This is a genomic window from Collinsella vaginalis (assembly GCF_900176655.1).
Classification (GTDB): domain Bacteria; phylum Actinomycetota; class Coriobacteriia; order Coriobacteriales; family Coriobacteriaceae; genus Collinsella; species Collinsella vaginalis.
Genome location: NZ_LT838844.1, coordinates 359,448 through 377,563 on the forward strand (window position 1 = coordinate 359,448; position 18,116 = coordinate 377,563).

General features: G+C 64.6%; 17 protein-coding genes. 14 read left to right on the forward strand and 3 right to left on the reverse strand.

The genetic code is table 11. From position 1 onward, the window contains the following. Positions 1–123 precede the first annotated feature (123 nt). Positions 124–1,452 carry a branched-chain amino acid transport system II carrier protein gene (brnQ, locus tag CAP13_RS07740; RefSeq protein ID WP_245798959.1) on the forward strand — a complete coding sequence of 443 codons (1,329 nt, stop codon included), beginning with the start codon at positions 124–126 and terminating at the stop codon, positions 1,450–1,452. Between the two features lie 65 nt (positions 1,453–1,517). Here the strand turns inward: brnQ and CAP13_RS07745 are convergent, their stop codons facing one another. Beyond that, the gene (locus CAP13_RS07745) at positions 1,518–2,381 is read right to left on the reverse strand and encodes a MurR/RpiR family transcriptional regulator (RefSeq protein WP_085831026.1); all 864 of its coding nucleotides are present in this window, start codon (positions 2,379–2,381) and stop codon (positions 1,518–1,520) included. Between the two features lie 561 nt (positions 2,382–2,942). Here CAP13_RS07745 and CAP13_RS07750 point away from each other — a divergent pair. The 12 genes from CAP13_RS07750 (at position 2,943) to CAP13_RS07805 (ending at position 14,402) form a co-directional block, all read left to right on the forward strand. Beyond that, the gene (locus tag CAP13_RS07750) at positions 2,943–3,494 is read left to right on the forward strand and encodes a hypothetical protein (protein WP_085831027.1); all 552 of its coding nucleotides are present in this window, start codon (positions 2,943–2,945) and stop codon (positions 3,492–3,494) included. Between the two features lie 203 nt (positions 3,495–3,697). After that, positions 3,698–4,525 (forward strand): PRD domain-containing protein, encoded by an 828-nt coding sequence (locus tag CAP13_RS07755; protein WP_085831028.1) that lies wholly within the window; start codon positions 3,698–3,700, stop codon positions 4,523–4,525. Positions 4,526–4,594: 69 nt separating this feature from the next. Next, positions 4,595–6,040 (forward strand): PTS transporter subunit EIIC, encoded by a 1,446-nt coding sequence (locus CAP13_RS07760; RefSeq protein ID WP_085831029.1) that lies wholly within the window; start codon positions 4,595–4,597, stop codon positions 6,038–6,040. Between the two features lie 671 nt (positions 6,041–6,711). Then, on the forward strand, positions 6,712–8,154 hold the full coding sequence (locus CAP13_RS07765; RefSeq protein ID WP_085831030.1) for a glycoside hydrolase family 1 protein: 1,443 nt from the start codon (positions 6,712–6,714) through the stop codon (positions 8,152–8,154). A gap of 3 nt (positions 8,155–8,157) precedes the next feature. Further along, complete coding sequence (locus tag CAP13_RS07770; protein WP_085831031.1) at positions 8,158–8,541, forward strand: VOC family protein; 384 nt, start codon at positions 8,158–8,160, stop codon at positions 8,539–8,541. 83 nt (positions 8,542–8,624) lie between these two features. Next, positions 8,625–9,479 carry a Cof-type HAD-IIB family hydrolase gene (locus tag CAP13_RS07775; protein ID WP_085831032.1) on the forward strand — a complete coding sequence of 285 codons (855 nt, stop codon included), beginning with the start codon at positions 8,625–8,627 and terminating at the stop codon, positions 9,477–9,479. A gap of 86 nt (positions 9,480–9,565) precedes the next feature. Continuing rightward, the gene (locus tag CAP13_RS07780) at positions 9,566–10,108 is read left to right on the forward strand and encodes a PTS sugar transporter subunit IIA (protein WP_085831033.1); all 543 of its coding nucleotides are present in this window, start codon (positions 9,566–9,568) and stop codon (positions 10,106–10,108) included. 640 nt (positions 10,109–10,748) lie between these two features. Continuing rightward, on the forward strand, positions 10,749–11,000 hold the full coding sequence (locus CAP13_RS07785; protein ID WP_085831034.1) for an HPr family phosphocarrier protein: 252 nt from the start codon (positions 10,749–10,751) through the stop codon (positions 10,998–11,000). 502 nt (positions 11,001–11,502) lie between these two features. After that, positions 11,503–11,919, forward strand: coding sequence for a hypothetical protein (locus CAP13_RS07790; protein ID WP_085831035.1), 417 nt, complete (start codon positions 11,503–11,505; stop codon positions 11,917–11,919). A gap of 84 nt (positions 11,920–12,003) precedes the next feature. Then, on the forward strand, positions 12,004–12,741 hold the full coding sequence (locus tag CAP13_RS07795) for an Ig-like domain-containing protein (RefSeq protein WP_218775332.1): 738 nt from the start codon (positions 12,004–12,006) through the stop codon (positions 12,739–12,741). Further along, positions 12,742–13,791 (forward strand): Cna B-type domain-containing protein, encoded by a 1,050-nt coding sequence (locus CAP13_RS07800; protein WP_085831037.1) that lies wholly within the window; start codon positions 12,742–12,744, stop codon positions 13,789–13,791. Continuing rightward, positions 13,770–14,402 carry a Cna B-type domain-containing protein gene (locus CAP13_RS07805; RefSeq protein ID WP_245798960.1) on the forward strand — a complete coding sequence of 211 codons (633 nt, stop codon included), beginning with the start codon at positions 13,770–13,772 and terminating at the stop codon, positions 14,400–14,402. The genes CAP13_RS07800 and CAP13_RS07805 overlap by 22 nt, the downstream gene beginning before the upstream one ends. Before the next feature lie 295 nt (positions 14,403–14,697). On the opposite strand, the gene CAP13_RS07810 is transcribed toward CAP13_RS07805, so the two are convergent. Both CAP13_RS07810 and CAP13_RS07815 read right to left on the reverse strand, forming a co-directional pair. After that, complete coding sequence (locus CAP13_RS07810) at positions 14,698–15,642, reverse strand: type I phosphomannose isomerase catalytic subunit (protein ID WP_085831039.1); 945 nt, start codon at positions 15,640–15,642, stop codon at positions 14,698–14,700. Between the two features lie 85 nt (positions 15,643–15,727). Continuing rightward, positions 15,728–16,450 carry a GntR family transcriptional regulator gene (locus tag CAP13_RS07815; RefSeq protein WP_085831040.1) on the reverse strand — a complete coding sequence of 241 codons (723 nt, stop codon included), beginning with the start codon at positions 16,448–16,450 and terminating at the stop codon, positions 15,728–15,730. 163 nt (positions 16,451–16,613) lie between these two features. On the opposite strand from CAP13_RS07815, the gene CAP13_RS07820 reads away from it, so the two are divergent. Next, positions 16,614–18,014: a glycoside hydrolase family 1 protein gene (locus CAP13_RS07820; protein ID WP_085831041.1), complete on the forward strand. Its 1,401-nt coding sequence runs from the start codon at positions 16,614–16,616 to the stop codon at positions 18,012–18,014. Positions 18,015–18,116 lie beyond the last annotated feature (102 nt).

Here is an 18,116-nt window from a genome sequence, read left to right on the forward strand (position 1 = left end):
TCCCCCACGACCTCCATCGCCTCAAGGTCTCTTGTGCGCGACCCCCAACGTTTCGGCTCGGTTTCGCGGGACGTCGTTCATGTACACTGGGGCCTTGTGTCAATGACGTGGGGGAGGTCTGCCTTGAGCACCAAGAAACTGACTGTCGCGCAGGCTGCAACGGTAGGGGTGACGCTGTTCTCGATGTTCTTCGGAGCGGGGAACCTCATCCTCCCACCGCTGCTCGGCCTGCAAGCCGGTTCCGACATCGTCCCGGCCGTCGCGGGCTTCCTGGTGACCGGTATTGGTCTCCCGATCCTCGGCGTCATCTCCGTCGCCCTGGCCGGCACCGTGCGCGCCCTCGCCGATCGGGTGCATCCGCTGTACAGCCGCGTATTCGTGGCTGCGGTCTACCTGGCGATCGGCCCCTGTCTGGCGATCCCGCGCACCTCCTCGACCTCGTTCGAGATGCTCGTCCCCCTGCTGCCCGACGGCCTGCCCATCGAGGCCGCTCGCCTCGTCTTCTCGGTGCTCTTCTTCGGCGTCGCCTTCATGCTGGCGCTTCATCCCGGTCGGTTGACCAAGCTACTCGGTCGCGTGACCGGCCCCGCCCTCATTCTGCTCATCGTCGCGGTGACCGGTGCGGCCATCTTGGATCCCGGTGCCTCGGTCCTCGCTGCGCAGGCACCGTATGACAAGGGCCCCGTCCTGCAGGGCTTCCTGACGGGTTACCAGACGATGGACCTTTTGGCCTCGCTCACCTTCGGCATCGTCATCGCGACGAACATCCGGGCCCTCGGCGTGACCGACGGTCGCGGCCTCACCCGCGAGATCTGCCGTGCCGGCGTGGTGGCGGGCCTGCTCATCGGCATCATCTACATCGGCTTTGCATTCACGGGCATGCAGCTCTCCGCAGTGATACCCGACGCCACCAACGGCGCTTTGGTGCTCACTGAGTCGGCAACGCGCCATTTCGGCAGCGTCGGCGTGTCCATTGCCGCCGCGATCTTCCTGCTCGCCTGCCTGAACGTCTGCATCGGCCTCATCAGCTGCTGCGGGACCTACTTCTCCGAGGATATCCCACACACGAGCTATCGGGCCTGGGCGCTTGGCATCGCGATCTTCTCCTGCGTCGTATCGAACTTCGGGCTCGACGTGATCCTCGCGTTCTCCGTCCCGCTGCTGAACGCCCTCTACCCGGTTGCGATCTGCCTGGCCGTCATGGGCATGTTCCATCGCGTTTGTGATCGCGTGCCGGGGCTGTGGGCGTGGGTCATCGGCGTGGTGACGGTGGTGAGTGTGTCCATGAGTCTCCGCGACGCAGTGGCGCCTGAGCTCTGGCTCCCCTTCGATGCGCTCCCGCTTGCAGCCGAGCAGATGGCCTGGGTGGTTCCCGCGCTGGTAGCGGCGGTCGTCGCCGTGGTCCTCGGCCTCGTGCGTGGCGATCGCCCCGATACGGCTGCGGCTGCGTAAGGAAGTCGACTTCTCTTGCAGGCCTCCGCGTGGAGGCCTGATCTGGGATCGGCCTGCCGAGCCCTTCAGCCCTCGTCGGTGCCGGGCAGGCGCGTGTAGGGGAGGGATTTCACGAGGAAGGCGTAGCTGTCGTCGAAGGTGCGGGAGAAGACGCAGCTGAACAGGACGTCGAGGGTGTATTGGACGGAGAGGTGGCTTGCGAACTGGGTGAGCCGGTTCTGCAGGCTCTCGCCATCGCCCACGCAGAGGTATGCGGCAAGGCCCGGATGGCGCCGCGCCGAGCGGGGCGTTCCCACGAGGATGGTCGGCACACTGCGCTCGGCGAGGAGCGGCAGGGTGACGCTCAGGTTCTGCGCCAAGCCCGAATAGGAGATCGCGAGGCGCACGCGGCCGGGGCCGGACGCCATGGCGGTGCGCATCTGCCGCTCGACGCCCTCGTGGCAGGTGGCCGCGTGCCCGATGGACAGCAGCCGGTCGCAGAACATCTGCGCAGGATACAGGTTATGCGATTGCGTGTAGATGTCGACGACCTCGGCGTCCGCCAGCAGGGTGGCCGCTCGGTCGAGCGCACCGGCGTCGAGCGCCTCGCGCGTGGCCTCAAGGGTGGTTTCATACAGGAGCTCCATGCGCGGCGCGATGGCGGCGGCCTTCTCGCCGCCCATGAAGGGGAAGTTGATGTCCACGGGCTCGGGCCGTTCGAGCCGGGCCGCAGCGCTGCGCGCGAGCTCGACTTTGAGCTCCTTGAAACCGGTGAGGCCAAGTTTCTTGCAGAGCCGGTGGATGCTCGCGATCGAGGTGGTCGACGCATGGGCGAGTTCCTTGATCGAGGTGCTCCGGATGCGCTCACCCATGGCGATGATCGTGTGGGTCAGCTGCTGCTCCGTGGGCGTGAGGTTTTGCGCCTGCCGCATGCGCGTCTCGATATCCATGGGTCTCCTGACGTCTTGCCGCCGACGGGCCGGTGCCGGCGGACGTGGTCTCACTATGGTGGCATATCGAAGGGGTGCCCGCGCGGAAGGTCGCTCTGAAATGTCTACATCAAGGGGCGCGTGCATGGTGGGCTTCGGGGCCTTTTTGCATTTTTGCGAGCTATGAATAGACAAAACCCCGAACAGCGTGTATCGAAAATAAAACCGCAGGTCATGAGTGGTGCATTTTTGGCCGCTTTGCACAGTCGGGTCCAGATCTCGGCCATTTGACGGGCGAATCTATGCATAGCGTAGAAAAATGCAAAACGATTTTCCGTTCTGCTGGTATGGCGCTTGATAGTGACTCTCCGCACCACTAGCTCGGCGCTTGACAGCGGCTCCCGTCCCACTGACTCGGCGCTTGACAGCACGCTGGCGACACGTGCCGAGCCGAAGACGAACGGGGGAGGTGACGCCGCGCCGCCTACCGCGCATGTTGAACCGTCTGCGTCGCATGCCCCTGCAGTTTGCCGTATGCTCAAGCAACGCGTATCGAGCAAGTCAGCCAAGGAGGAGAGCGCCATGGGACACGGCAGCGGTTTCACACGCCCTGGCCGAATCCTGCGCCTCGCCTATCTTGGCCAGGATATCGATACCGCCCGCGCGCTCGCGGAAGCCCTGCCTGAGGTGACGCGAGCGCATGGCCCGATGGAAGACGCCCTCGCATCACCTGCCCCCGCTCCCGTAGCGGAGGTCACGGTGTTCGCGGATGACGGCGGCGTCGAGCTCGCCCAGGCGATCGCCTGCGTTTGTGAGACGGCCTGGGCATCAGGCCGGTTCGCGGGCCTTGCCCATGCGGTATCCGAGCGCCATAAGGCCCTCATCGGCGCCGATATCGTGGTGGACGCGACCGAGCTGGATGGAGGGCCCGGCCCAGCGCGCTGCGACGACCCCGCCCAGGCCGACCCATCTGCCAGCTCCCTGCCGCCTGACACCGACCGCGGCATCCTCATCCTCGACATGACCCTCCTCGCCCCCGATGCCGTACTCGTAGGGCTGCATGCGGGCGCCCCGGTGGCGGACGCGCTCAGCCGGGCCCTCGATGACCGCCTGCGCAAGGAACCGTCCCTCTGAGTCGTACGCGCCGCCCAGGACCGGTGAACGGTCGCGAATTCCCGTTGAACGGTCATGCCTGCCCGATCTTCCAGGCGCCCCGGTCCCCGGTGCTATGATTTTCACAGCAAGGTTGTTACTCCTCTGGAGGCATTACTTGTGAATGCAGAGACGTTCGTCAGAATGCCTCCGCAGGATCATGGGGATGCCGGGGGAGTTTTTTCATGCTCATTACCAAGAAGATCAACAACAACGTCGCCATGGCGCGGGATGACCGCGGCAACGAGTTGGTCGTCTTCGGCAAGGGCGTCGGCTTCCCCAAGACCCCGTACCTGCTCACCGATGAGTCGGCGGTCCAAGGCGTCTTCTCCAATGTCAACGACGGTATCCTCTCACTCGTGCGGAGCATCTCCGGCGAGGTGATCGACGCCTCCCTCGAGATCATGGACGCCGCCCGCACCGAGCTCGAGGTCGAGCTCAACCCCAACGCCTTCCTCACCCTCGCCGACCACCTGCAGTTCGCAGCTGAGCGCGTTGAGGGCGGTTACGAGATCGGCAATCCGCTCGCCGGCACCGTGAAGGTCGTCTACCCCCGCGAGTTCGCCCTCGGCGAGCGCGGCCTCGCCATCGTGCGCGACACGGCCGGCATCGAGCTGCCCGCATCGGAGGCGACCTCCATCGCGATGCACATCGTGAACGCCGAGGACGGGGCGGCCGCCGACATGGACGAGATCATGCGCACGCTCAAGACCATCGACGGGGTCACCGCCATCATCGAGCGCAGCTTCGAGACCGAGGTGGACCGCGGCTCGTACAGCTACGCCCGCTTCACCACGCACCTGCGCCTCCTGATCCGCCGCCTGCTCGACGGCGACATCAGCGACGCCTCAAACCCCGAGCTCCTCTCCCGCATCGCCGAGGATTTTCCCGCATTCAGCTCGTGCGCGGACGAGATCTGCCACTACCTGGGCGAGCGCTACGCGCGCCCGACCGGCGACGAGGAGAAGCTCTACCTCATGATGCACATCAACCGGTTCATCTCGAGCCGCTGATGGGCACGGCATCCAAGGCGCCGGATGCCGTGCGATACCGCAGACGACCATCTGAGAGGAAGGAACACGATGGCTGCAAAAGACTGTGACGATCTCAGCCGCGAGATCCTGGAGCATGTGGGCGGTACGTCCAACATCAGGTCGGTGGCGCACTGCATCACGCGCCTGCGCTTCAAGCTGAAGGACGTGTCGAAAGCTGATACCGAGGTCATCGAGGCCCTGCCCGGCGTCATCAAGGTCATGAACGCAAACGGCCAGTACCACGTGGTCGTGGGCAACAAGGTCGAGGACGTCTACGACAGCTTCCTCGCGGTCTCGGGTCTCACCGGCGGCGGCGAGGTCGCAGCCGACGATGGCGAGGACGAGCACAAGACCGTGGCCGCGATCGCCATCGACCTCATCTCCGGCATCTTCCAGCCCATGCTCGGAACCTTCGCGGCCGCCGGCATCATGAAGGGCATCCTCGCCTGCATCGTGCAGCTCTGGCCTGAGTTCCAAAACGACGGCGCCTACACGATGCTCTACACGGTGGCGGACGGCTTCTTCTACTTCCTGCCGGTGATCCTCGCCTACAACGCGGCGAAGAAGTTCAAGATGAGCGAGTTCAACGCCATGGCGATCGCGCTCTCGCTCGTCTACCCCACGATGGTGGGGCTCACCTCAGGTGAGGTGATAGGGAGCATCAGCCTGGGCTTCCTGGGCACCTTCTCCTGGTACGCGACCTTCCTCGGCATCCCCATCATCATGCCCGCTGCGGGCTACACGAGCTCGGTCATCCCCATCCTGCTGATGATCGCCTTCGCCGCGCAGCTCGAGCGCTGGGTGAAGTCGTGGATGCCGGCGTCGGTCCGGATGTTCTTCACCCCGCTCGTGGTGGTCACGGTGTCGGTGGTTCTGGGCTACCTCGTCATCGGCCCGGTGGCGACGGCCATCACCAACCTGCTCGGTGCCTTCTTCCAGCTTATCTTCAGCCTGCCGGTGGTCGGCAGCGTGCTCGGGTGCACGGTGGTCGCCGCGGTGTGGATGGGTCTCGTGATCTTCGGCTTCCACTGGAGCCTCGTGCCGATCGCGATCATGAACATCACGAACCCCGACCTCGGTCAGGACTTCATCCTCGCGTCCATCATCGCGCACTCCTTCGCGCTCGGAGCGGTGGTCTTCGCGATGTACCTCAAGAACAAGGACCCGAAGTTCCGTGCCATCGCCCTGCCGGCCATGATCTCGTCCTTCTTCTTCGGCGTGACCGAACCGGCCATCTACGGTGTCGCCCTGCCCGATAAGCGCGCCTTCGTCGTGGCCTCGATCGGCTCCGCCGTGGGCGGTCTGATCATCGGCCTCACGGGCTCGGTCATCTACGTGGTCGGCGGTCTCGGCGTGTTCAACTGGCTCAGCTTCGTGGGTGGCACCACCGGGTTCACCTACATGATCTGGGCGATCGTGGCCTCGCTCGTGGCGGCTGTCTTGGCTTTCGGCATCGAGTTCGCGATCTACAAGCCTGAGGAGTCCGCGCAGTAGCGCTTGGTGCTTGTGCGGGCAGCGGTGCCCGGTGTTTCGCATGTTTGGTTGCTTGAACGGCCGGCACGGCACGGGGTTTTGCATTTTTGGGCGCTGTGCATAGGCGAATCGCAGTAGGCGTTTATCTAATCGCAAAGATGCAGGTCAGATATGGTGTAAAAAGGGGCGCTGTGAATAGATGGGTTCACAGCGCCCCCGAAGCCTCCGGAAATCTATGCATAACGTCGCAAAACGGATTTTAGCGACGCGGAGTCTTGGCACCAGACGCCCCGGCCGTGCCCGTATCTGAACCCGATGGGCCCGCCTCGCGCGCGCCGTCCTGATGTTTCGAGCGTGTGCACGCCTGGGGAGCGTTCCCGCGCAGTCTGCTTATCTGGAGGGGCTTCCGCCTTGTGCGCCAGCATCCGAGTTACGCGCGGACATAGAGATACGTAGGCCATCCGCCAGACCTGCATGATAGGTATCAAAACATTCCAACTCGCGCAGGGCATGCTTGAAAAGAAGTGTCTGAACGTGCAGGTATTCTTGAGACCGTGAGAGCATACGGGCATACTGAATGTGTCAACAGGGGCAGGACCGGTATCTCGGCGCACGCGGGGTGACGGCCTAGGCTCCAAGGCAGACCGGCGGGCCCATCAAGGGGCTTGCAAGGAGCAAGGAAAGGATGAAGCATGACGAAGAGTTTCCCGGATGGCTTCTTCTGGGGCGGCGCCACCGCCGCCAACCAGTTCGAGGGCGCATGGAACATCGACGGCCGCGGCCCGAGTGTCGACGACCACTTCACGGGCGGCACCCATGAGCGCGCCCGTGAGATCACCATCGACATCAAGCCCGACCTGCTCTACCCGAACCACGACGGCATCGACTTCTACCACCGCTACGAGGAGGACATCGCGCTCTTCGCCGAGATGGGCTTCACGATGTTCCGCATGTCGATCTCCTGGAGCCGTATCTTCCCCAACGGCGACGATGAGACCCCCAACGAGGCCGGCCTCGTCTTCTACGACCGCGTGTTCGACTGCCTGCGCTCGCATAACATCGAGCCGCTCGTGACCCTCTCGCACTATGAGATGCCCTACCACCTCGTCGAGAAGTACAACGGCTGGGCCTCGCGCGAGCTCATCGGCTTCTTCGAGCGCTACTGCGCCACGGTCTTCGAGCGCTACCAGGACAAGGTCCGCTACTGGCTCACCTTCAACGAGATCAACTGCGGCACCATGCCGTTCGGCGCCATGCTGGAGACGGGTCTCATCCAGGGCTTCGAGGGTCCGGCCACGGCGATCGAGACCTCTCTGCAGGACCGCTACCAGGCCCTGCACCATCAGTTCGTGGCCGCGGGCCGCGTCACGCGCCTCGCGCACGAGCGTTATCCGCAGTTCAAGATCGGTAACATGGACTGCTTCATCCTCTCCTACGCAGCCACCTGCGACCCGGCCGACATCATCCTGAACCAGCAGGCCATGCGGCAGATGAACTGGTTCTGCTCCGACATCCAGGTGCGCGGGGCTTACCCGAGCTATGCCGCCCGTTTCTTCGAGGAGAACGGCGTTTCCCTCGCGATGGAGGACACCGACCTCGCCGATATCGCCGACGGCAAGGTGGACTTCTACACGTTCAGCTACTACATGAGCAACGTGGTGAGCACGCACGAGCTCGAGCAGACCTCGGGCAACATGACCCGGGGCGGCAAGAACCCCTACCTCAAGGCCACCGACTGGGGTTGGCAGATCGATCCGGAGGGCCTGCGCTTCAGCCTGAACGAGATCTACGACCGCTACCAGATCCCGCTCATGGTGGTTGAGAACGGCATGGGCGCCTACGACACCGTGGAGGAGGACGGCTCCATTCACGACCAGTACCGCATCGACTACCTGCGCTCCCATGTGCTCGCCATGCGCGAGGCCGTGGCGGACGGCGTCGACCTCATCGGCTACACCTGGTGGGGTCCGATCGACCTCGTCTCGGCCGGCACCGGTGAGATGCGCAAGCGCTACGGCTTCATCCACGTGGACAAGCACGACGACGGCAGCGGCACCTATGAGCGCCGTCGCAAGGACAGCTTCTTCGCGTACCAGAAGATCATCGCGAGCAACGGCGCCGAGGGCCTGGAGTAACCCATGCGTATCGAGCACGCAGCCGTCTACGTGCGCGATCTCGCGGCGGCGCGGGCGTTCTTCGTCGAGCGCCTGGGCGCTGTGGCGGGGCCTGAGTACCACAACCCGCGCACGGGCTTTCGGTCGCACTTCCTCACCTTCGAGGGCGGGGCGCGGCTCGAGATCATGGCGAAGCCCGGCGTGGAGGAGGCCGACCCGGCGCAGGAGCGGATCGGCTTCTCGCACCTCGCCTTCGCCGTCGGGAGCGCCGAGCGCGTTGATGCGCTCACCGCCGATCTCGCCTCAGCTGGCTACGAGGTGGTGAGCGGGCCCCGCACCACGGGGGACGGCTACTACGAGAGCTGCGTGCTCGGACCCGAGGGCATGCGGCTTGAGCTCACGGTTTAGGCGCGCACGCGCCATCTCATCACGCGGCCCCGGTTGCAGCCCCTTGAGCCGGACCAGGGTCGTATTCGTAGAAAGGGTTTGCCATGCCTGGCACCAAGGTCGTCTTCCTCGATGTGGACGGCACCATCACCACATACGAGAACGTGATCCCCGAGAGCGCCCGCGCTGCCATCCGCGCCGCTCGGAGGCGGGGGCACACGGTGCTCATGTGCACCGGTCGCAGCAAGGCGGAGAACCCGCCCGAGCTCGTGGAGATCGGCTTCGACGGCATGATCGGCGGCAACGGCAGCTACGTCGAGCTGCACGACGAGGTCGTCATGCATCAGCATCTCTCCCGCGAGCAGTGCGGCCGCATCGTCGACTGGCTGTACGCCCGGGGCCTGGAATTCTACATCGAGAGCAACAGCGGCCTCTTCGCGAGCGAGCACTTCCGCGAGCGCTCGCAGCCGGCGATGCGGGAGTACATGGCGCGCAAGGGCAAGGCGGTCGACAGCGACGAGGCGCTCGAGATGCACGGCATCGTGTACGGCGCCGAGCTCGTGCGCGACGATGTGAACAAGATCAGCTTCGTGCTCGACAGCTATGAGGATTACCTGGCCGCCCGCGAGATCTTCTCCGATATGAAGGTGGGGACCTGGGGCGGGGCGGGGGAGACCGCGCTCTTCGGCGACGTGGGTGTGGCCGGCATCGACAAGGCCCACGCCGTGCGCGTTGCCGTGGAGCACCTCGGGGCCAGCATGGACGATACCATCGCCGTCGGGGACGCGAAGGTCGATATCCCCATGCTCGTGTGCTGCGCGGTGGGCGTCGCCATGGGCAGCGGTGGCGATGAGATCCGCGCGATGGCCGACTACGTGACCACCGCCGTGGACGACGACGGCCTGATGAACGCCTTCCTCCACCTCGGCCTCATCGAGGCGGGGGAGGTTCCCGTGTAGCAGCGGGCCGCTCGGGCGCGCCGGAGTTCACATTGCTACAATAGACCTATCTCATGTTCAGTTTGGAACGTTAGGAGAGGACGCTCATGGGTCTGTTCGACATGTTCAAGAAGAAGGATGCGCCCGCCGCCTCCGCTGCGCCGGCAACGCCTGCGGATGTCAGCGCCGAGACCGGCGACGATGTGCTCAGCGCGCCGGTCGCGGGCCGTGTCATCAAGATGACCGACGTGCCCGACCCGGTCTTCTCCGGTGAGGTGCTCGGCCGCGGCTGCGCCATCTGGCCCGAGGACGACGTGGTGTACGCCCCCGTCTCGGGCACGGTGACCGTGTCCATGGGCCACGCGGCGGGCATCCAGGGCGACAACGGCATCGAGGTCCTCGTCCACGTGGGTGTCGATACCGTCAACCTGCAGGGCAAGGGCTTCACGGGCTTCGCGAAGCAGGGCGACACCGTGCGCGCGGGCCAGCCGCTGCTCAAGATGGACCGCAGCGTGATCGCGGACGCCGGCTACGCGGACTGCGTGGTCCTCGCGGTCTCCAACACCGCGGAGTTCTCGGACATCGAGCTCGCCGTCGAGCCCGATTCGACGATCCCCGCCGGTGCCCAGGTGCTGAAGGTCACGAAGTAACATCGGTTCGTCTGCTCCACGCGCCTTTCGCTTGTCGGCAGCCAGGCCAACCAGCGGGTTGAGGACGTGGAGCCAGCACAGCTTGGCCCCCCTCCTTATAGGTGAGTCGTCAACCCATATGGCGCGCATCGGGCGTTCGGCTTCAAGCCGGGCGCCCGTTCTCATGCGTCGAGTGCGGTAGCAGCCACCACCGTGCCAAGCCGGCGCGCTGACACATCGGGCATGCGGGCACATCGGTGCCCCGTAGTGCGTGGCCGCGCTGCGCAAGAGGCGAGTAAAACGTCATCTCGAGGCGCTCTCGAGGGCATTCTGCCTGAGAGCGTGGTTGAAAGTAGGTTTTCGAGCTCTTGCGAACCGGCGGGCCGGCGCACCGGGCACGCGAGATGCGGCGGCACGCGCACGACGCGCAGCCACGCGCGAGGAGCGGCCATGTGCGCAGAGCAGGGGCAAAACATCATCTCGAGGCGCTCTCAAAGGCATTCTGCCTGGAAGGGCAGTCGTGAATACGTTTTCTAGCCCATATCGACCAACGGCGCGGAGCGACGGGCGCCGGAAGGCGGGCTGTCGGCACCGACGAGGTGCAGCGCACGGTTCCGGCTACGGTAGTATGGAAGCCGGGATGGGTGCTGGAAGGGGCGATATGGTCGAGTTCACGTATGTTGTCCGCGGGGCCGAAGGCCTGCATGCGCGACCGGTTGCGACCATCGCCGCCGAGGCCCGCATGTGGGAGAGCGAGATCACTGTGACCTGCGGGGAGCGTCATGCATCCGCCCGCGACCTCATGGGCTTGATGGCCCTCGCCGCGCGGCACGGGGATGAGCTGACCGTATCCATAGCGGGCCGCGATGAGGATGCTGCGGCTGCAGCCTTGAGGACCGCCTTCGATTTCTAGGTCCGCTTCACGTCATCGCCGCGCGACTCAGGGGCGACATGACAAAACTGTCATGTCTCCGCATAATTCCTCAAGCGAGAGGTCATATTTATAGCTCTTATGGGACCGGAGGCAAATCTCATGTCCGGTTGTCATCTGCGCGCCTCCATGAGTCCAGTTCCCCCACCTTCTGCCAAACTCATCCTTATTTCCCCTGAGTAACCGTAAAGGGGGGGGCGAGCATCTGCTCAATGAGCAAACAGCACTTCACCCCTGCGGGGCAGCGTCATTCCCGTGCGATAGGGGGCTGTATCTTATTATCGATATATACGTTTGTTTTTTCGAATATAGATAAAAAACTACAAACCTATGTGAAAAATCAGTCCTCAGCAAATTCTATGAACAGAGCCATCCTATATGTCACACTCCTTTACATTTCCCTTACTTGCGACCTGGATCGCTATGTCGAGGGCCCTTATGCATGAACGAGCAAGTCGACGAGGGCCCTAGAAAAGGAGTGCACATGAAGAACAGACTGCGGTGGATCGTGAGCCTGCTGCCCATGGTCGGACTCTGCATGCCCACCGGCATGACGCAGGCGCTGACAAGCACGCAGCAGGCTACGGCGCCGTCGGCGACCGCAAGCTCGACAGGGACCGAGGAGGACTCCCGGTCCCGTGCCGCTGCGGTGAAGGAGGAGCAGGCCGAGGAATCCGCTCCTTCCTCGGACGATCAGTCCACTGCGACGTCTTCCAAGGAAGACCAACCATCCGGCGAGGCCGCGCGGGCGAACGCCACCAGGGGTAGCCCCGCCGAGGCTGCTTCCGAGGTCACCGCCGTGTCGACGGCGGCCTCCGCCACCGCCTCGACGGCCGCGGAGCCGGTCCTGCGCGCCCAGGCAGACGGCGCGTCTGCCCCGGCCGCCGATCAGGGGCCGTAGGCCCAGCGCGCCCCGGTGGTGGCCGCGAACGTCACAGTTACCAAATTCGAGATCCAAAACACCCGGAACCAGACCACGGACTCGATGTTCTACTCGGACACGTTCAACCTCGTGATGGATTGGGACGCGAGTTCGAACGGGATCAACATCCACGAGGGCGATTTCTTCGATATCACCCTGCCCGACAACATGAGGTTCCCGTCGGGGACCACGGCGCGCGACTTCGAGATCAAGGACTCCGAGGGCAACGTCGTGGCGCACGCGCATGTCACGCCGGGGCCCGGTGATGCGGGCGGCACCGTTCGCGTCACCTTCACGAACGCCATCGAGAACCGCTACAACGTGAAGGGCTCGATCCGTTTGGCTGCGAAATTCGCCATCCGACAGTCGGAGACGAACAAGAAGCACACTTTCAAGGTGACCGCGAACGGGAAGACCATCGAGAAGGACATCGAGGTCACAGGCCCGAAGGACCTCCATGACGAGCACATCGCGAAATGGGGCCAGGGGAATTTCGATCCTGAGGGTAACCCCGCTGAGCGCGAGGCGCGCTGGATCATGCGCATCAACCATGGGAAGGCGACGCTCTCAAACGTCGTGGTCGAAGATAAGCTCACCGGCGGCACGGGCACCGAGCGCTACATCTCCAACAGCTTCTCGCTCCGCCGCGTCGTGATGGACCAGAAGGGGAACGTGACCGACTGGGGCACGAGCATGGACATCGACGACAAGCTCGAGATCGCCCCGGACGGGCGCTCCTTCAAGCTCAAGCTCGGCAACATCAACGGTGAGCAGTACCGCCTGGAGTACGTGAGCACCTAAGTGCCTGGGTCGACGCTGCGCAACTCGGCGTCCATCACCTCCATCGGCTATGAGAAGAAGACCTTCACGAGCTGGTATCATGCCGCCTCCTCTGGTGGATCGGCCGAGAGCGACCTTGCGAGCAAGATCAAGCTCATCAAGCTCGATGAAGACGGTGTCACGCCGCTCGCCAACGCGGTGTTTGAGGTGACGCGCCCCGATGGCACCACCTTTGATCTCACCACCGGCGCCGACGGCACCGTGACCTCAGGCATTCTGGTTCAGGGCACCTACAAGGTCAAGGAGAAGACTCCGCCCCGCGGGTACCTGTTCAGCGAGGAGGAGCACACGCTCACGGTCACCCCAACCGGCGGAGCGGTCAAGACCATCACCAACAAGCCGATTCGGATCAAGATCGACGTCAACAAGGCGTGGGTGGGTCCGGCCCGAAACTCCGTGACCGTGCGCCTGATCGCCGACGGTGCCGACACCGGCAAGCGGCTCACCTTGAACGGCGACAACGACTGGTCAGGCTCGTTCGAGGATCTGCGCCTGTATCATCCGAACGGTACGGGGATCAAGTATGAGGTGGTGGAGGACGAGGTCCCCGGATATCGGAGTGAGGTTTCCGGCACCGCGGTCGGCGGCTTCACCATCACCAACACCAATATCGAGACCGTGCGGGTCGCGGGCAACAAGACCTGGGACGACGGCGGCAACCGCGATGGCAAGCGCCCGTCCGCCATCACCGTGAACCTCCTGCAGAACGGCCAGAAGATCGCGAGCAAGACCGTCACCGCCGCTGACAACTGGGAGTACAGCTTCGCGGGGCTCGCCCGGTACGATGCGCGCGGCAACGAGTACGTCTACACGGTGACCGAGGACGCGGTGCCGGATTACTCCACCGATATCGACGGGCCTTCGATCACCAACCGGTACACGCCGGGCAAGACGTCCGTCTCGGTGATGAAGGCTTGGGACGATGCCGACAACCAGGACGGTATCCGCCCACCTCGATCAAGGCGCAGCTCTACGCCGATGGGGAGGCCGTGGGGGCCCCGGTCACCCTGAGCGCCGAGAACGGATGGACGCACACCTGGTCTGATCTGTTCCAGACGAAGGACGGGCGGCGGATCGAGTACACCGTCCGCGAGGTGGGCGCGACTGCGGGCTACGAGTCCACGGTTACGGGCGATGCGACAGCCGGGTTCACGATCACCAACGCGTACACCCCCGAGGTGCGCTCCATTCCGGTGACCAAGACGTGGGTGGGCCCTGCGGCCGGTCCGGTTACCGTTCGCCTGCTCGCGGATGGTGTCGACACCGGCAAGACGCTCACGCTGGATGAGGCGGGCAACTGGACCGGGCCCTTCGAAGACCTGCCTCGCTACCGCAACGGCCAGGAGATCGCCTACACCGTGGTCGAGGACGCGGTGAGCGGTTACACCTCCGAGGTGTCCGGCGACGCCGCTTCCGGCTTCACGGTGAAAAACACGAAGAACGAGGACCCCCCGGCGCCGCCGCAGGAGAAGCCGAAGAAACCCAAGACCCATCGTAAGAAGCGCGCGGCCCTGCCGCAGACCGGCGATGGCGCGCCGGCGGCCATCGGCCTGCTCGCAGCTGCCATCGCGGCAGCTTCAGCCGGTGTCGTCATGCGCCGCAAGAAGGCCGCCGATCGATAAAGGGCACAAGGCCCGTCTGAGCTTGCGCCGCGGGCCTTCGCCCATACGGCTGCGAGATGGAGCCGGCGGCTGAAAACAAGACCGCCCGTCCGGATGCGAGGTGACCGCATTCTGGACGGGCGGTTTTTCATGCCGCATGCGTTTTCCAAAGACACCGCTCCGGGTTGCCCGACGGAGGAGACTGGCCTGTGGAGGTCTGGCCTTGAGGGTGCAGGGCGTCTCTGAGGCTCTCGATGCCCCGCTTAGAACGCGGGCTCAGGCCTGGCCCTAGGCGCGGTGCCCGGAAGGCGGGGCCCTACACGTGGCTGACGATCAACTCCATCTCGCCATCGAGCGCAAGCTCGCGCACGGCAGCGGGAGCGATCAGGTGCACGCCCTTCTCGACGGCCTCGCCGCAGATCGTGCCCTCGCCGGAGATCACCGAGACGCAGAGGAACGGGCTCTCGTTCCTCTGCGTCTTCGCGCCGGACACGCGGACGCGCTCAACGGTGTAGGAGTCGTTCTCCTCGAGCACGCAGACCCCGTCGACCTCGGGCGCCTGCACCGCGCCGGAGTCGGGCGCCGGCGCGTCGTAGTCGATCACATCGAGGCTCTGCTGCAGGTGCAGCTCGCGGAGGTTGCCGTTCTTGTCGGGGCGGTCGTAGTCGTACACGCGGTAGGTGATGTCACTCGACTGCTGGACCTCGAGGATGAGGGTCCCCGCCTTGATGGCGTGCACCGTGCCGGGGTTGATTTGGAAGAAATCGCCCGGATGAATGGGCAGCTCGTGCAAAAGCTCGCTCCACCGCCCCTCCTCGACCATGTGCGCGAACTCCTCGCGGGAGCGGGCGTTTTGGTTCACGATGATCGTGGCGCCCTCGTCGCAGTCGAGGACGTACCAGCATTCGCGCTTGCCCAGGCTGCCGTTCTCATGCTCGGCCGCGTAGGCGTCGTCGGGGTGCACCTGGATGGACAGGTCCTGTGCGGCGTCGATGACCTTGACCAGGAGGGGGAAGCGGTCGCCGCAGGCCCCGGGGAAGACCTCGTCGCGATGTTGGTCCCACAGCTCAGAGAGCAGCAGGCCGTCGAAGCGGCCGCCCTCGATGCGGCAGTCGCCGTGAGGGTGGGCCGAGATCGCCCAGCACTCGCCGATGGGGCCGTCGGGGATCTGGTAACCGAAGACGGTCTCGAGGCGCCTTCCGCCCCAGAGCATCTCGTGGAAGACCGGTTGCAGGTGGATCAGTTCATTCGACTCGCTCATGGATGCTCCTCATCGTTTGGTGGAAACGCTTGTTCCACGGTACCACGGTATGCGGACGGCCCGCAGGCCGATCCCTCCGGCGACATCACGCGAGCGTGATGTTGTTCAGCACGTAGCGCTCGCCGACGTTGCGCGAGCGCGAGTACTCGAACGGGATGCCGCTGTCGAGGTAGCCGACCTGCTCTAGCTCGAGCAGGGGCGCGCCCACCTCGGTGTCCAGGCGCTCGGCCTCGGACTCCGTGGCCGGCACCGCGCGGATCGCACGGTGGAAGCTCGACAGGGTCAGGCCGATCTCGTCACGCAGGTACCGGTAGACCGATCCGTAGAGGTGCTGGCGCTTCAGGCCGGGGATCAGGTCGAGCGGCATGTAGGTGTACTCGATGGCGATGGGCACGTCGTCTGAGAGGCGCACGCGGCAGTGGTAGTAGGCGAAGTCGTCGGGTTCGATGTTCAGCAGCTCGGCGATGTGCGCCGGCGGGGTCACCACGGAGAAGTCGTAGACCTTCGAGGTGACGCGCTCGCTGTGTTTGTAGTGCTGGGCGCTGAAGCCCTCGGCTCGCTCGTTCGAACCGGTGACCAGCGGGTTCTCCGGCAGGGTGATGGGCTTCTTCACGAAGGTGCCGCTGCCGCGCCGGCTCGCCACGAGCCCGTTCTCGACGAGCCACTCCATGGCGCGCCGGACGGTGATCTTGCTCACCCCGTACAGCTCGCACAGCTCGACCACGGTGGGCAGCTTCTCATTTGGCTTGAGCGCCCCGTCCTCGATGCTCTTCTGTATGTCTGCGGCGATCACTTCGTATTTCAGCATGATATCCCTCGCTATCGGTGCTCTTGAGAGTATAGCCGCTTCTGACACTGATATACCTGCATTTGAGAAAATAACGCTTTACAAGAAAAACTAGAGCGCTATACTTTTCTTAACAAAGCGGGACAATATAGATGTCCGCAGCTAAAGGAAGGAAGGGAAGCGCATGGGGAAGCACACGCTGCCAGAGGATTTCTTCTTCGGTGCGGCCATGTCCGGTCCTCAGACCGAGGGCGCCTGGCGTTCCGGCGGCAAGATCGAGAACCTTTGGGACACCTGGTCGAACGAGGATCTCGGCGATTTCTACAACCGCGTCGGGAGCTACGCGGGCAACGACTTCATGGCGCGCTATCGCGAGGACCTCGCGCTCATGGCCTCGCTCGGGCTCACCACCTACCGCACCTCGATTCAGTGGAGCCGGCTGCTCACCGCCGAGGGCGAGATCAACCCCGAGGGCGCAGCCTGGTACCACGAGCTGTTCCGCGCCTCACGCGAGGCCGGCCTCGAGTGCTTCGTCAACCTCTACCACTTCGACATGCCCACCTTCCTGTTCCGGCGCGGCGGCTGGGAGCGCCGTGAGGTCGTCGAGGCCTACGCGCATTACGCCGAGCTCGCCTTCCGCGAATTTGGTCAGGAGGTGCGCTACTGGTTCACCTTCAACGAGCCCACTGTCGAGCCCGAGCAACGTTATCAGGAGGGTGTCTGGTACCCCAAGCTGCACGACTTCGGTCGCGCGCGCACGGTCCAGTACCACATCTCGCTCGCCCACGCGCTCGGGGTGGCCGCCTTCCGCCGCGCCCAGGCTGCGGGCGAGGTGCGCGCCGACGCCAAGATCGGCCTCATCAACGCCTTCACCCCCACCTACACGCGTGAGGACCCCACGCCCGCGGACCTCGAGGCCGTGCGCATGATCGGCGGCATCAACAACCGCTGGTGGCTCGACCTCATCACCGCCGGCCACCTGCCTGAGGACGTCGTCGACACCCTCGGCGCGCGCGGGGTCAACCTTCCCGTCCGCCCGGACGACGACGCGATCCTCGCCGAGGGCGTCGTGGACTGGCTCGGTTGCAACTATTATCATCCCACGCGCGTCCAGGCGCCGGCAAGCGACCGCGACGAGTACGGCCTGCCGCGCTTCGCCGACGAGTACATCTGGCCCGAGGCGCGGATGAACGAGAGCCGTGGCTGGGAGATCTACCCGCAGGGCCTCTACGATTTCGGCATCGACGTGCGCGACAACTACCCCGGCCTCGAGTGGTTCGTGTCCGAGAGCGGCATGGGTGTGATGGACGAGTACAAGCACCGCGGGGAGGACGGCCGCATCGAGGATCCCTATCGCGTCGACTTCGTCCGCGATCACCTCGTGAGCGTCTCCGAGGCCATCGCTGCGGGCTCACCGTGCCGCGGATACCACTACTGGGGCCTCATCGACAACTGGAGCTGGTCGAACGCGTTCAAGAACCGCTACGGCTTTGTCGAGGTGGACCTCATGGACGGCTACCGCCGCCGCCTCAAGCGCTCGGCCGACTGGCTCGCCGAGGTCACCCGCACGCACGTGCTCGACTGACGTATGACGGCTCGGCCGCCATCGGGGGAGCCCGGTGCGAGCGAGGACGCGGGGGCGTGCGGCAAGCCTCCCGTGGATATAGGAACCAAGGGTTTTAACAGG